Consider the following 13,296-nt stretch of genomic DNA (forward strand, 5'->3'; position numbering starts at 1 on the left):
TTCAAATACCGGTATTGTAATTGGCATGGTGGAACTCAAGACAGACACATCGATCGACGCGATGCGTGAGGCGGGGCGCGTCGTGGCCCAGGCGCTCGCCGCGGTCCGGGACAAGGCCGCCGTCGGCGTCTCGCTCCTGGAGCTGGACGCGGTGGCGCACGACGTCCTGCGCACGGCGGACGCGCGCTCGCCGTTCCTCGGCTACCGGCCCTCGTTCGCCCCGACCCCGTTCCCGGCGGTGCTCTGCCTCTCGGTGAACGACGCGATCGTGCACGGCGTCCCCGACGGGTACCGGCTGCGGGACGGTGACCTGGTCTCGGCCGACTTCGGGGCCGAGCTGGGCGGCTGGGTCGGCGACTCGGCGATCAGCTTCACGGTGGGCCGGGCGCGCCCGGAGGACGTACGCCTCATCGAGACGGCGGAGCGCGCGCTCGCGGCCGGCATCGCGGCGGCGGTCGTCGGCAACAGGATCGGGGACATCGCGCACGCCATCGGCACGGTGTGCCGCGCGGCGGGGTACGGCATCCCGGACGGCTTCGGCGGCCACGGCATCGGCCGCCGTATGCACGAGGACCCGTCCGTGCCGAACGAAGGGCGGGCGGGTCGCGGCATGGTCCTGCGGCACGGCATGGCGCTGGCGATCGAGCCGATGCTGACGGCGGGCGGCACCGATGACTACTACGCGGCCCCGGACGGCTGGACCCTGTGCACGAGCGACGGCAGCAGGGCCGCTCACGCGGAGCACACGGTGGCGATCACGGATGCGGGGCCGCGGATTCTCACGGCGCTGTGACCGAGGCGCGTCCGGCGAGGGTGGCGTGCGCCTGTGTACGCCAAGTGGCTTGCGGGGCCCGCCAGTTGACGTCTTCCACGTCACCGGCGGGCCCCACAGGCCTACGGTCAGTTCTCGGAGGCCGGCCGCACCACCATCGCCGAACCGCCGCCGCGCCGTACCTTCTCCGCCGCCGCGAGCCATTCGCCGTTCTTCAGGCGCTGCACGCCCGTCGCAGCGCCGATCTCGGGGTTCTGCTTGAAGACGTGGCCGATCTTCTCCAGGTCGGCCCGCACGGGGCTGTTCCACAGGCCCGGTTCGAGTTCCGTCGCGGCCGCGTTGCGCTGGCTCGCGCGCGGGGCCGCGATCGCGTCGACCAGCGGGAGGCCGCGGTCGACGAAGCCGGTCAGGGTCTGCAGGACGGTCGTGATGATGGTCGCGCCGCCGGGCGAACCGAGGGCCACGACCGGCTCGTTGTGCCGGTCGAGCACGATCGTCGGGGAGATCGACGAGCGCGGCCGCTTACCGGGACCGGGCAGGTTCGGGTCGTGGACCGCCGGGTCGGCCGGCGCGAACGAGAAGTCCGTGAGCTCGTTGTTGAGCAGGAAGCCACGGCCCGGGACGGTGATGCCGCTGCCGCCCGTCGACTCGATCGTCAGCGTGTACGCGACGACGTTGCCCCACTTGTCGGCGACCGTCAGATGGGTCGTGTTCTCACCCTCGAACGTCGTCGGCGCCGCCTTGTCGCCCGGCGTGCCGCACGCGCCCGGGTGACGCGGGTCCCCCGGCGCCAGCGGGCTGGTGAGGACCGCGTCGTCCTTGATGAGGCACGCGCGCGAATCGGCGAACTTCTTCGAGAGCAGTTCCTTCGTCGGCACGTCCTCGAACGCGGGATCGCCGACCCAGCGCCCCCGGTCCGCGAACGCGATCCGGCTCGCCTCGATGAAGTGGTGCAGGTACTGCGCCTGACTGGCCTTCGAAAGGTCCGTCCGCTCAAGGATGTTGAGCGCCTCGCCGACCGTCGTGCCGCCCGAGGACGACGGCGCCATCGAGTAGACGTCGAGCCCTCGGTACGTCGTCTTCGTCGGGGCCTGCGGCTTCGTCGCGTACGCCCGGAGGTCCTTGACGGAGAGCGCGCCCGGCCGTGCGTTCCGGCCGGACGCCGGGTCGACGGGCGGCTTGTTCACGGTGCGGACGATGTCGTCGCCGATGTCGCCGCGGTAAATAGCGCCGACGCCGTCGCGGCCCAGCTGCTCGTAGGTGCGGGCGAGATCCGGGTTCTTGAACGTGGAGCCGACGACGGGGAGCGCGCCGCCGGGCAGGAAGAGCTTCGCCGAGGCGGGGAAGTCCTTGAACCGGCTCTGGTTGCCCTCGGTCTGGGAGCGGAACGTCTCGTCGACCGGGAAGCCGTCCCGCGCCAGCTTCTCGGCGGGCTTGAGGACTGAGCCGAGTTTCCGGCTGCCCCACGTGTCGAGCGCGGTCTGCCAGGTGGCGGGTGTGCCGGGCGTGCCGATGCTGAGGCCGCTGGTGACGGCGTCGTTGAAGGCGAGGGGCTTGCCGTTCTCCAGGAAGAGCCCGGAGTCGGCGGTGAGCGGGGCGCGCTCGCGGCCGTCGATCGTGTGGACCTGGCGGGACTTCGCGTCGTAGTAGACGAAGTAGCCGCCTCCGCCGACGCCCGCGGAGTACGGCTCGGTGACGCCGAGGGCCGCCGCGGTGGCGACCGCCGCGTCGACCGCGTTGCCGCCCTTGCGCAGGACCTCGATCCCGGCGGCGGACGCGTCGGCGTCGACGCTGGAGACCGCGCCGCCGTATCCGACGGCGAGCGGCACCTTCGGCGCGGGCGCGCCGGATGTATCGGTCACACCCGACGAAGGGGGTGGGGCAGCCCCAATCGTGACCACTGTGGCGATCACGGCCAATCCTGAGAGAGTCCGCAGATTTCGCAGATTCCGCGCAACAGGACGTCTCATCCGTACCTCCAGTCAACGGCAGTCCGCGCAGCGTAACTTCCGATCCGCGCCCCGTCAGGACCCCCTCGAACACGGGTACGTCCGACGGCTAACATGCGCCCCCATGACGGAAGACGTGCGCAACATCGCCCTCGGTGTGGTCGCGGTCGCAATCGGCGCTCTCATCGGCTGGTTCGCCCGCACCTACCTGTGGAACAGCAAACTCCGCCGCAAGCAGGCCTTCTTCGGGCTCCCGGACAACTCCGAGTCGCTCCTCGTAGTCAACCGCGACGGCGGCGGCCCCGACCTGTCGGTGAAGCGGCACGACGTGTTCGCCCTGCTCGAACTCTCGGCGATCATCAAGGACTGCGGGGCGCACGCCCAGGTCATCGCGCACGACATGGCCCGCCAGGGCTTCGGGGAGCGTACGGAGTTCTGCGTGGGCGGGCCCGCGTCGAACCGCCGGATGGCCGCCCACATGCACAGCCTGCTGCCCGGCATCCGCGTCAACGCGGACCCGGAGCCGGGCCCGGACCGCGGCGCGTTCCAGATAGGCAGCGAGCGGTACCGCCTGGAGCCCGGGAAGTCGGAGTACGTGATCGTCGCCCGGCTCACCGCGGGCCAGGAGCAGGACGCCCGGCCCGTCTTCCTGTTCTGCGGCCAGCTCCCGGTCACCAACCAGGCCGCCACGCGCTATCTCGCCCGCAACCACGAGCGCCTGGCCCGCAAGCACGGCGGCAACACGTTCGTGCTGCTCCTGAAGGTCGTGAACTCCCAGGCGTACGGCCCGGACGTCGTCGAGCTGGTCGGGGACGTCACCCGCGCGGCCCAGGCGCCCGCTCCGGCCCCTGTCGCGTCCCGCGGCGCCCACCGGGCGAAGTAGTACTAGGCGGAGCAGCACGTACGCGGGACGGCTCGGCTGCACACGACGCTCACCTGTGTCGAGCACAACCCGACCGGCGCGCAGCTGACCTTCTCCTCGCCCGAGGACGACCCGTCATACGTGTCGATCCCCCTGCGCGAGCAGTGATCTCCGGCTGCTGCCGGGCGGGCGGTGCCCTGTGGTCTGAGCTATGAGCCCCCTGCTACCGCACCCCCGGCAGCAGCGGCCCCGGTTCGGCCGGGGCGACGTCGGACGCTTTGGTCCTGGGGCTGCGCCGCTGGCGCTTGGACACCCACTGGGCGAACCACGAAAGCAGCATGCACATCCCGATGTAGATCGGAGAGATCACCATCACCACGGGGATGAAAGGCAAATCGTAGTCGAGGTTCGATGCGATGAGCTTCCCGGCGTGGAGGAACTCCTCGTAGGTGATGAGGTAGCCGAGCGATGTGTCCTTCAGCGCGACGACGAGCTGGCTGATGATGGCGGGCAGCATCGCGCGCACGGCCTGCGGCACGAGGACGAAGCTCATGACCTGCGTCTTGCGCATCCCGAGCGCGAACGCGGCCTCGCCCTGGCCTCGTTCGACCGCGTTGACACCGGAGCGGAAGACCTCGGCGAGCACGGAGCCGTTGTAGAGCGTGAGTCCGGCGACGAGGGCGGTCAGCGGCTGGGCCTTGAGCGCCACGAAGATGAAAAAAATCATGACGAGGACGGGCATCGCGCGGAAGAACTCGACCACGAGCGTGGACAGCCAGCGCACCACGCGGTGATCGCTGAGGCGCCCCACGGCGAGGAAGGTCCCGAGCGCGAGCGAGAGCGCGGCGGCGATGACGAAGGCCTTGAGCGTGTTGCCGAGCCCGCGCAGGATCAGCCGCTGGATGCCCGTGTACTCGAAGGGCATCCACTTCGTGTACGTGAACTGGTCGGTGTCGAAGAGGAGGTAGAGGATCCAGGCGAGGAGCCCGAGCACGATCGCCGTGGAGAGCACCCCGTACATGCGGTGCCGGCTCTCGGTCCTCGGTCCGGGGACGTCGTAGAGGGCGGTGGCCTCGTGGGCAGCAGCTTTCATCGGGGTACTCCCCAGCGCTTCTCCAGCACGTTGAAGACCGCGCTGATGGCGAGCGTGATGATCAGATAGCCGACGGCGATCCAGACGAACGTCCAGATGACGTTGTAGCCCAGTTCGCCGAGCGTCTTGTACGTACCGAGTAGCTCGGTGACGCTGAACGCGCCGGCGATCGCCGAGTTCTTCGCGAGGGCGATGAGATTCGAGCCGATGGGCGGGATGACGGACCGGAACGCCTGCGGCAGCACGACCACCGACAGCGTCTGGCCGAACGTCATGCCGAGGCTGCGGGCCGCTTCGCCCTGGCCCCTCGGCACGGTGTTGATGCCGGAGCGCAGGGCCTCGCAGATGAACGCCGAGGTGTAGCAGCCGAGCGCGAGCACGGCGAACACCTTGAAGGGCAGCACCAGTCCGAAGCGCGGCAGGCCGAGCAGCACCGCGAAGAACAGCAGGGTGAGCGGGGTGTTGCGCAGGACCGTGACCCACACGGTGCCGAACACCCGGAAGGAGCCGACGGGCGCGACCCGGAACGACGCCATCACGAAGCCGAGCACGAGCGCGAGGACGGAGGCGTAAACGGTCAGTTCGACGGTTCCGAGGAATCCCTTGGCGAAGGTGGAGAAATTGCTGGTCAGTACGTTCACGGGGCCTCCTCAGCTCGCCGGGTAGCGGTCGATGGCGGGCGGCTTCGGCGCGGGCACCCCGGAGAGGCCGAGCGTCGCGTCGTACGCCTTCTTCCAGTCGCCGTTCTTCTCGCGGGCCTGGAGGGCGGTGTCGATCGCGAACCGCAGCGCGTTGTCGCCGCGCGGTACGCCGATGCCGTAGGGCTCCTGGGAGAACGGCTTGCCGACCAGCTTGAGTTCGGCGGGCACCTTGGCCGCGTAGCCGAGCAGGATGGCGTCGTCGGTGGTGACGGCGTCGACCTGGTAGGTGAGCAGGTTGTCGACGCAGACCGAGTACGTGTCGTACGCGACGAGCGTCGCCTTCGGGTAGTCCTGCTGGATGCGCTGGTACGGGGTCGAGCCGGCGGCCGAGCAGACGCGTTTGCCGTCGAGGTCCTGCGGCCCGTTGATGTCGTGCTCGTCGGTGCGGACGAGGAGCGACTGACCGGCCATGTAGTAGGGGCCGCCGAAGCCGACGAGCTTCTTGCGGTTGTCGTTGATCGTGTAGGTGCCCACGTAGTAGTCGATCTGCCCGTTCTGCAGGGCGGTTTCGCGGTTGGCCGAGGCGATGGTCTTGAACGAGACCGAGGAGGGCGCGAGGCCGAGGGAGGCGGAGATCATCTTGGCGATCTCGATGTCGAAGCCGGAGTAGACGCCGGTGGCCGGGTCCTTCTCGCCGAGGTAGGGCTGGTCCTCCTTGGCCCCGACGACGAAGTGGCCCCGCTTCTGTGCTTTCTGCCAGGTCTTCGAGTCGGTGAGCTGGAACCCTTGCGCCACTTGGTACTTGGGGAGCTGGTCGGCCCTCGGGCCCTTGACCGGCGGGCTGCCTTCCTTGCCGCAGGCCGCGGCGGCCAGGGCGGTGAGCGCGAGGGCGGCGAGGGCGCGGATCACACGTGTCGTGCGCTGCATGGATCGGTCCGTCCCCGTCAGTGCTTGAGGATCTTGGAGAGGAAGTCCTTGGCCCGCTCGCTGCGCGGGTCGGTGAAGAACTCCTCCGGGGTGCGGTCCTCGACGATGCGGCCGTCGGCCATGAACACGACGCGGTTGGCGGCGGAGCGGGCGAAGCCCATCTCGTGGGTGACGACGACCATCGTCATGCCGTCGTGGGCGAGTTGCCGCATCACTTCCAGGACTTCGTTGATCATCTCCGGGTCGAGGGCCGAGGTCGGCTCGTCGAACAGGAGGGCCTTGGGGTCCATGGCGAGCGCGCGGGCGATGGCCACACGCTGCTGCTGCCCGCCGGAGAGCTGGGCGGGGAACTTGGCGGCGTGCGCGGCGAGTCCGACCCGGTCGAGCAGGTCGCGCGAGCGCTGGTCGGCCTCGTCCTTCTTGCGCTTACGGACCTTCGTCTGGGCCAGCGAGACGTTCTGGAGGACCGTCTTGTGCGCGAAGAGGTTGAAGGACTGGAAGACCATCCCGACCTCCGCCCTCAGCTGCGCGAGGGCCCGGCCCTCCGCCGGCAGCGGCTGCCCGTCGAGCAGGATCTGCCCCGACTGGATCGTCTCGAGCCTGTTGATCGTCCGGCAGAGCGTCGACTTGCCCGACCCCGAAGGGCCGATGACCACCACAACCTCCCCCTTGCCGACGGTGAGATCGATGTCCTGGAGGACATGCAGTTCCCCGTAGTACTTGTTCACGTCACGCAGCTCGATCAACGGATCGACGGCCATGGCAGATCTGCCCAACTCTCCTGTGTCAGTTCGCGCAAAGTACCCATGAGGATTTGGGACTTAACTGACGACACGCACGGATGGGCATTAACCGTATTTGCGGTTTCTACGTCTCCAAGGCGTTCTTCGGCGGCGTTCTTCAGAGGCGTTCTACGTCTCCGACGCCTCGGCGTAGAACTGCGACAGCTCCGGCACCCCGCTCGCCGCCCAGTCCTGTCCTGCGGTGACGACGTCGACCTCGCGGCCCGAGCCGAGCCGCACGACCGGCTGCCCGTTGGGCCAGATCATCCAGGTCGCGTCGGGCACTTGGCGTACGAGGACGGTCCCCAGGTACAGGCCCGCGTCGTTGCCGAGCCATGGCAGCGACTCCTCGTCCTCCCGCCAGCGCGGCACGAGTTGGTCGAGCGCCTCCAACGACTCGACGGAGTCGTCCAGTTCGACACCGGCCCGCTCCGCCTGCGAGCGCAGCAGTTCGCACTCGGAGAGCAGTTCGGCGACGCCCTCGGCCCCGCCGTCACCTTCGGCGAAGACGGCCACGCCGAACGCGGAGCCGTGCTTCTTGCGCCAGTTGTCCAAGAAAGGGATGTTCATACCGTTCAGCCTGACATCCCCCCTGGCCATCGCACCACTGGGCACGCTGATCTTTTGCGACGGAGGCGTGGGAGGTTCGCGGCCGGCCGCGGGGAGCCCGGGGCCACCGGAGAGTTCGAGCCAGCTTCCCTCGCGGCTCATTGACGCGTCCCTGCCCCCTTCCTAACTTCATGGCGCACATGTCACCTCTCACCCACGAGCGGAGGGAGTCGGTCATGCGCCGACGAGTCTGGGGAACGGCAGTTGTACTGGCACTCCTTACGACGGGGTTCACCTCCACCACCGCAGGGGCCACCCCGCAGAGAACCGAGCCGCTCCCCCTGGAGCGGCTTTTCGACAATAGGGCGGTGAGCGCCGACGACCGGGCCTCGGACGCCGACTTCGACGGCTCGGGCAGCTCACTGTCCGCCGGAGATCTGACGGCGGCGGGCTGGACTCCCGGGCGCGCCTTGGACGTTGAGGGCGCCCGCCTCACCTGGCCGCGCACGGCGGGCAGCGGACCGGACAACGTGCGCGCCGACGGCCAGCGGGTCCGGCTCAAGGGCCACGGTGACGCGCTCGCGTTCCTCGTGGCCGGAACGGGCGGCGACGCGACGGGAACCGGCGTCGTGCGCTACCGCGACGGCTCGCACTCCTCTTACCGCCTCACCGCGCCCGACTGGCGCACCGGCCCGCTCGCCACGAAGTCCGTGGCGCTGTCGCACCGGAACACGCCCGACGGCCAACTCGCCGAGAAGACACGGCTGTTCGTGGTGACGGTGCCCGTCACGCGCGGCCGCACGATCGAATCCGTCACCCTGCCCAGCGACCCCGGTGACCCCGATCTGCACGTGTTCGCGCTGTCGGTGCGGTCGCCCGCGCCGGGCTGGACCGGCACGTGGTCGGCGTCGACCTCCGGCTACCGGGCCGTCGGCCCCTGGGTCGACCGGACGGTGCGGCTCGTCGTGCACACGAGCGTGGGCGGGCCGCGCGTGCGGATCCGGCTCGACAACACGTTCGCGTCGGGGCCGGTGCGGGTCGGGAGCGCGACGGTGGCCGTGCAGGACGCGGGCGCCGGCGCGAAGAGCGCGCCCGTGCCGCTGACGTTCCAGGGCTCGGCCGGCGCTCAAATCCCGGCGGGCGCACAGGCGTTCAGCGATCCGGTGGGCTTCGACGTACCGGCCGGGGCGAACCTGCTGGTGAGCTTCCACCTCCCGGAGACGGTCGCCTCGGCGCCGGTGCACCAGCAGGCGATCCAGCGCTCGTACGTGAGTCTGCCCGGCGACCACGCGGCGGAGGCGTCTCCCGCGTCGTACACGTCGACGATCACGTACTGGCCGCTGCTCACCGGCGTCGACGTGAGCGGCGGGCCCGGCTCGGTCGTGCTGCTCGGGGACTCGATCACGGACGGTGTGATGTCGACGGCGGACGCGAACCACCGCTGGCCCGACGTGCTGGCCACCCGTCTGCACGAACAGCACAAGGTGCCGCGGTACGGCGTCCTCAACCAGGGCATCTCCGCGAACCGTGTGACCGGCGACCGGTATCCGGGGGACGGCGTCTCCACGGACCTGGGCGGCGTGAGCGCCCTGCACCGTCTGGACCGTGACGTGCTGTCCCAGACGTCGGCGCGGACGGTCGTCGTCTTCCAGGGGGTCAACGACGTGCGGGCCGGCTTCAGCGGGGCCCAAGTCGTCGCCGGGCTGCGGGAGATCGCGCGGCGGGCCCACGCGCGGGGCCTGCGCGTCGTCGGGGCGACGGTCACCCCCTGCGAGGGCGAACTCCTGTGCACGGCCACCGCCGACCGCGAACGCGAGGTGGTCAACGCGTACATCCGCGACAGCGGCGGTGACTTCGACTCCGTGGCCGACTTCGACGCGGTGGTCCGGGACCCGGACCACCCCGCGCGGATGCTGCCCGCGTACGACAGCGGCGACCACCTGCACCCGGGCGACACGGGCCTGGACGCGCTGGCCCAAGCTGTGGACCTGCGGTCGCTGGCGCCGTAGGCCAGTGGGGCTTTAAGGCGGGCGTCGCTTCTAGACGTCCAGGTCCACGACGACCGGCGCGTGGTCCGACGCCCCCTTGCCCTTGCGCTCCTCGCGGTCCACGTACGAATCCTTCACGGCCTTGGCGAACGCCTCGTTCCCGTAGACGAGGTCGATGCGCATACCGCGGTTCTTCGGGAAGCCGAGCTGGCGGTAGTCCCAGTACGTGAAGGGGTGGTCGTACTTGAGGGGGCGCGGCACGACGTCGGTCAGGCCCGTCTCGCGGAGCGAGGCGAGGGCGGCGCGCTCGGCGGGGGTGACGTGCGTGGCGCCTTCGAAGAGGGAGATGTCCCAGACGTCGTCGTCCGTCGGCGCCACGTTGTAGTCGCCCATCACGGCGAAGGGGCGGGAGCCCGCCGCGTCGCCCGCGACCGCGGCCTTCAGCGCCTCGAACCACTGGAGCTTGTACGCGTAGTGCGGGTGGTTCACCTCGCGGCCGTTCGGCACGTACACCGACCAGACGCGGGCGCCGCCGCAGGTCGCGGAGATGGCGCGGGGCTCGGGCGCGCCCTCGTAACCGGGGTCGCCGGGCAGGCCGACGACGACGTCCTCCAGGCCGACGCGGGAGAGCAGGGCCACGCCGTTCCACCGGCCCGTCGCGTTCACCGCCGACTCGTAGCCCAGCTCCCGCAGCTCGTCCGTGGGGAACTGCTCGGCCGTGCACTTGGTCTCCTGGACGCACAGCACGTCCGTCCCGGTGCTCTCCAGCCAGGCGAGGAGCCTCGGGAGCCGGGCGGTGATCGAGTTCACGTTCCACGTAGCAATCCGCATGACCACAACCTACCCGGCGGGTACGACAACGCCCGCCGGGCCCGCGTCGGGAGACGGGCGGGCCACGGCGGCCGACGCCGGCGACCCGCCCGTGAGCCGGGGCTCCGCGCTCAGAGCGACGCGCACTCCCCCGGCGTCAGGCGCAGGTGGTCGGTGCCGCCGAGCGCCCCGATCTGCCCGTCGTAGATCGGCCGCGCGAGGTCGGTCAGGAGCGCGTCGTGGATGTCGTACGCGCGCTGCGGCCGGACCTCGCGTACGTAGTCGATGACCTCGGAGATCTTGTTCCACGGGGCCATCACGGGCAGCATCAGCGTCTCGACGGGCAGGTCGGGGACGGTGAGCGCGTCGCCCGGGTGGAAGACGCGGCCTGCGTCGAGGAGATAGCCGACGTTCGTGACGCGCGGGATGTCCGGGTGGATGACGGCGTGCAGCTCGCCGTGGACCTGGACGTCGAAACCGGCCGCCTCGAACGTGTCGCCGTGCCCGACCGTGTGCACCCGGCCCGGGAACGCCGCCGAGATCTTGTCGGCGACGGACTTCAGGGTCCAGATCTCGGTGGCCGGGTCGGCGTCGAGGGCCGCGCGCAGCCGGCCCTCGTGGAAGTGGTCGGCGTGCTCGTGCGTGACGAGGATGGCCTCCGCGCCGACGGCCGCGTTCTCCTCGCTGAAGCCGCCCGGGTCGATGACGAGCGTCCGCCCGTCCTTCTCCAGGCGGACACAGGCATGGATCTTCTTCGTGAGCTTCATGGGAACCATCCTGCTCCCTGGGGCGCACCCGGCGGCACGCCCCACCCGCACGACTACTCCTGCGGCGTGGTCTCCTCGCGGATCACGGCCTGCGCCACATTGAACGCCGAGTTCGCCGCGGGCACCCCGCAGTAGACGGCGGCCTGGAGCAGCACTTCCTTGATCTCGTCGGCGGTGAGGCCGTTGCGCAGGGCGGCCCGGGTATGGAAGGCCAGCTCGTCGAAGTGGCCGCCCGCCACGAGCGCCGTGAGCGTCACACAGCTGCGCATCCGGCGGTCCAGGCCGGGACGGCTCCAGATCTCGCCCCACGCGTAGCGGGTGAGGAACTCCTGGAAGTCGCCGGAGAAGCCGTCGGCGGCGGCCAGGGCCTTGTCGACGTGCGCGTCGCCGAGCACCTCGCGGCGCACCTTGAGGCCGATGTCGTGCCGGTCGGCCCGGACCTCGGCCTCGGGCTGGGACTCCGTCGGACCGCCGATCTCGGCCACGGGGGCGACCGGCGGGGGCGGCGGGGCCAGGACCGGCTTGACCGGGGGCGCCGGGATCGCGGCGTGCTGCCCGGTCTCGTACGCGGGCTGCCAGGCGGTGGAGAAGTGCCGCACGAGGAGGTCGGTGACGGCGGCCGGCTGCTCGACCGGGGCGAGGTGCGAGGCGGCGGGCACGACGGCGAGCCGGGCGTCGGGTATGCCGGCGACGAGCGTGCGGGCCTGGGCGGGCCCGGTCACCTGGTCGTCGGAGCCGACGAGGACGAGCGTGGGCACGCCGATCGCGCCGAGCTCCGACCGGATGTCGAAGGACGCGAGCGCCTCGCAGGCCGCGATGTAGCAGCCCGGGTCTGTGGTGCGCACCATCTGCACTGCCCAGTCCGTGATGGCGGGCTGGGCGGCGGCGAAGCCGCTGGTGAACCAGTGCTCGGGGGACGTGCGGGCGATGGGGTCGAGGCCGTTGCTGCGGACGATGACGCCGCGCTGGCGGAACTCGTCGGCGGTGCCGAAGCGGGGCGAGGCGGCGATCAGGGCGAGCGATGCCACGCGCTGGGGGTGGCGCAGGGCCAGTTCCGCGCCGATCGCGCCGCCGAGGGAGCAGCCCGCGTAGCCGAAGCGCTGGACGCCGAGCTCGTCGAGCGTGGCGAGCAGGCGGGCGGCGAGTTCGGCGACGGAACCGGCCGGGTGGGCGGGGGCTCCGCCGTGGCCGGGCAGGTCGAACCGGAACACTCGCCACTGCTTGGCGAGCTCCGGAACCTGCCGGTCCCACATGTGCCAGGTCGTGCCGAGCGAGGGCCCCAGGATGAGCACGGGGGCGTCGTCCGGGCCGTCGAATCGGTACTGCAGGGCGGGTGTCTTCGTCTCACTCACTTGGGCCACGCTAATCCACCCGCCCTGTGAGGGTTTGGGGCGGGGGCCGTGAGTGAGGGCCTGGTGAGGGGCGGACGGTGGCCCTGTGTCAGGTTCAGGGGGGAGGTGTGAAGGGGGTCCTCAGGTGCCTCGTTCCCGGTGTGTGGTGGCAGGCGGCACGCACGCCAGGACGAGGAGCGGTGGATGGGCTGGCGGTCTCTCGACGGTGAGCGGCGAGTGGTGACGGACGCCATGCGGCGCGGTGACCACGCGATCGCGCAAGGCCGGTGGAGCCTCGCGCTCCGGCATTACGGGAGGGCCAATCACTTCGCCGTGAAGGTGGCCAGGGCGGCGGACGGCGACCAGGACCGGGCGGTCCTCGGCTCGGTCTACTACAACCTGGCGGAGCTCCACACGAAGGACGGCGGCCTCGCCCCGGCCTGGCTGTGCGCGCTCCAGGCCTGCGCGGTGTACGCCCCGCTCGACCCCAGCGGGGCACGGCCGGGCGACGTGGCTTCCCTGGTCTCGTCCGCGGGTTCGTCCCTGGCCGAGGAGCGGATCGGCCTGTGCGCGGACGCCCGGTCCCGCTACGTCCTGCTCAGCGCGGGCGTGGTGCGGCAGTTCGGGCCGCAGGCGCTCGGGGCGAACGTCGCCGACGGCGCGCTCGACGGGATCACCAACGTCTTCCGGGTGGTCGACACCATCGGCGAACCGGCCGTGCGCACCTTCGAGGAACTGGTACGGCACGGCCACCGGTACACGGAAGCGGACGTGGACCGCACCCGCCGCCGTGTCGCCCAGGCCCGCGAGCTCATCGGGGCCTGA

Annotated in this window: 13 protein-coding genes; 4 read left to right on the top strand and 9 right to left on the bottom strand. The window is 70.8% G+C overall.

Going from position 1 to position 13,296, the window contains the following annotated elements; genetic code table 11:
- The first annotated feature begins 25 nt into the window (after positions 1–25).
- The gene (gene map / locus ABZ893_RS04200; RefSeq protein ID WP_361396460.1) at positions 26–793 is read left to right on the top strand and encodes a type I methionyl aminopeptidase; all 768 of its coding nucleotides are present in this window, start codon (positions 26–28) and stop codon (positions 791–793) included.
- A 107-nt stretch (positions 794–900) separates the two neighbouring features.
- On the opposite strand, the gene ggt is transcribed toward map, so the two are convergent.
- On the bottom strand, positions 901–2,742 hold the full coding sequence (ggt, locus tag ABZ893_RS04205) for a gamma-glutamyltransferase (RefSeq protein WP_361396463.1): 1,842 nt from the start codon (positions 2,740–2,742) through the stop codon (positions 901–903).
- Positions 2,743–2,845: 103 nt separating this feature from the next.
- Between ggt and ABZ893_RS04210 the strand changes: the two genes are divergently transcribed.
- On the top strand, positions 2,846–3,604 hold the full coding sequence (locus tag ABZ893_RS04210; protein ID WP_361396466.1) for a hypothetical protein: 759 nt from the start codon (positions 2,846–2,848) through the stop codon (positions 3,602–3,604).
- A gap of 202 nt (positions 3,605–3,806) precedes the next feature.
- Here the strand turns inward: ABZ893_RS04210 and ABZ893_RS04215 are convergent, their stop codons facing one another.
- From ABZ893_RS04215 to ABZ893_RS04235, 5 genes are all read right to left on the bottom strand, one after another.
- Entirely contained in the window at positions 3,807–4,676 is an 870-nt protein-coding gene (locus ABZ893_RS04215) for an amino acid ABC transporter permease (RefSeq protein WP_361396469.1), read from the bottom strand.
- Entirely contained in the window at positions 4,673–5,317 is a 645-nt protein-coding gene (locus tag ABZ893_RS04220; protein WP_361396472.1) for an amino acid ABC transporter permease, read from the bottom strand. The genes ABZ893_RS04215 and ABZ893_RS04220 overlap by 4 nt, the downstream gene beginning before the upstream one ends.
- A gap of 9 nt (positions 5,318–5,326) precedes the next feature.
- Positions 5,327–6,244 (bottom strand): glutamate ABC transporter substrate-binding protein, encoded by a 918-nt coding sequence (locus ABZ893_RS04225; RefSeq protein WP_361396475.1) that lies wholly within the window; start codon positions 6,242–6,244, stop codon positions 5,327–5,329.
- Between the two features lie 17 nt (positions 6,245–6,261).
- A complete protein-coding gene (locus ABZ893_RS04230) occupies positions 6,262–7,005 on the bottom strand; it encodes an amino acid ABC transporter ATP-binding protein (RefSeq protein ID WP_361396478.1) in 744 nt (247 codons plus the stop codon).
- A 150-nt stretch (positions 7,006–7,155) separates the two neighbouring features.
- Positions 7,156–7,596 carry a DUF6278 family protein gene (locus tag ABZ893_RS04235; RefSeq protein ID WP_361396481.1) on the bottom strand — a complete coding sequence of 147 codons (441 nt, stop codon included), beginning with the start codon at positions 7,594–7,596 and terminating at the stop codon, positions 7,156–7,158.
- Between the two features lie 215 nt (positions 7,597–7,811).
- On the opposite strand from ABZ893_RS04235, the gene ABZ893_RS04240 reads away from it, so the two are divergent.
- The gene (locus ABZ893_RS04240) at positions 7,812–9,584 is read left to right on the top strand and encodes an SGNH/GDSL hydrolase family protein (RefSeq protein WP_361396484.1); all 1,773 of its coding nucleotides are present in this window, start codon (positions 7,812–7,814) and stop codon (positions 9,582–9,584) included.
- 30 nt (positions 9,585–9,614) lie between these two features.
- Here ABZ893_RS04240 and ABZ893_RS04245 read toward each other — a convergent pair whose 3' ends face one another.
- The 3 genes from ABZ893_RS04245 to pcaC all read right to left on the bottom strand — a co-directional run bounded on the left by ABZ893_RS04245 (position 9,615) and on the right by pcaC (position 12,492).
- The gene (locus ABZ893_RS04245; protein ID WP_361396486.1) at positions 9,615–10,394 is read right to left on the bottom strand and encodes an exodeoxyribonuclease III; all 780 of its coding nucleotides are present in this window, start codon (positions 10,392–10,394) and stop codon (positions 9,615–9,617) included.
- A 110-nt stretch (positions 10,395–10,504) separates the two neighbouring features.
- Positions 10,505–11,140: an MBL fold metallo-hydrolase gene (locus ABZ893_RS04250; protein WP_361396488.1), complete on the bottom strand. Its 636-nt coding sequence runs from the start codon at positions 11,138–11,140 to the stop codon at positions 10,505–10,507.
- A gap of 53 nt (positions 11,141–11,193) precedes the next feature.
- Positions 11,194–12,492 (bottom strand): 4-carboxymuconolactone decarboxylase, encoded by a 1,299-nt coding sequence (pcaC, locus tag ABZ893_RS04255; protein ID WP_361396491.1) that lies wholly within the window; start codon positions 12,490–12,492, stop codon positions 11,194–11,196.
- 183 nt (positions 12,493–12,675) lie between these two features.
- Between pcaC and ABZ893_RS04260 the strand changes: the two genes are divergently transcribed.
- Positions 12,676–13,296, top strand: coding sequence for a hypothetical protein (locus tag ABZ893_RS04260; RefSeq protein WP_361396494.1), 621 nt, complete (start codon positions 12,676–12,678; stop codon positions 13,294–13,296).

The organism is Streptomyces sp. NPDC046821 (assembly GCF_040645335.1).
Classification (GTDB): Bacteria; Actinomycetota; Actinomycetes; order Streptomycetales; family Streptomycetaceae; genus Streptomyces.

Excerpts from the sequence above, each read along its gene's own strand:
- map (WP_361396460.1), top strand. The coding sequence starts at position 26 with ATGGTGGAACTCAAGACAGACACATCGATCGACGCGATGCGTGAGGCG.
- ggt (WP_361396463.1), bottom strand. The coding sequence starts at position 2,742 with ATGAGACGTCCTGTTGCGCGGAATCTGCGAAATCTGCGGACTCTCTCA.
- ABZ893_RS04210 (WP_361396466.1), top strand. The coding sequence starts at position 2,846 with ATGACGGAAGACGTGCGCAACATCGCCCTCGGTGTGGTCGCGGTCGCA.
- ABZ893_RS04215 (WP_361396469.1), bottom strand. The coding sequence starts at position 4,676 with ATGAAAGCTGCTGCCCACGAGGCCACCGCCCTCTACGACGTCCCCGGA.
- ABZ893_RS04225 (WP_361396475.1), bottom strand. The coding sequence starts at position 6,244 with ATGCAGCGCACGACACGTGTGATCCGCGCCCTCGCCGCCCTCGCGCTC.
- ABZ893_RS04230 (WP_361396478.1), bottom strand. The coding sequence starts at position 7,005 with ATGGCCGTCGATCCGTTGATCGAGCTGCGTGACGTGAACAAGTACTAC.
- ABZ893_RS04235 (WP_361396481.1), bottom strand. The coding sequence starts at position 7,596 with ATGAACATCCCTTTCTTGGACAACTGGCGCAAGAAGCACGGCTCCGCG.
- ABZ893_RS04240 (WP_361396484.1), top strand. The coding sequence starts at position 7,812 with ATGCGCCGACGAGTCTGGGGAACGGCAGTTGTACTGGCACTCCTTACG.
- ABZ893_RS04245 (WP_361396486.1), bottom strand. The coding sequence starts at position 10,394 with ATGCGGATTGCTACGTGGAACGTGAACTCGATCACCGCCCGGCTCCCG.
- ABZ893_RS04250 (WP_361396488.1), bottom strand. The coding sequence starts at position 11,140 with ATGAAGCTCACGAAGAAGATCCATGCCTGTGTCCGCCTGGAGAAGGAC.
- ABZ893_RS04260 (WP_361396494.1), top strand. The coding sequence starts at position 12,676 with ATGGGCTGGCGGTCTCTCGACGGTGAGCGGCGAGTGGTGACGGACGCC.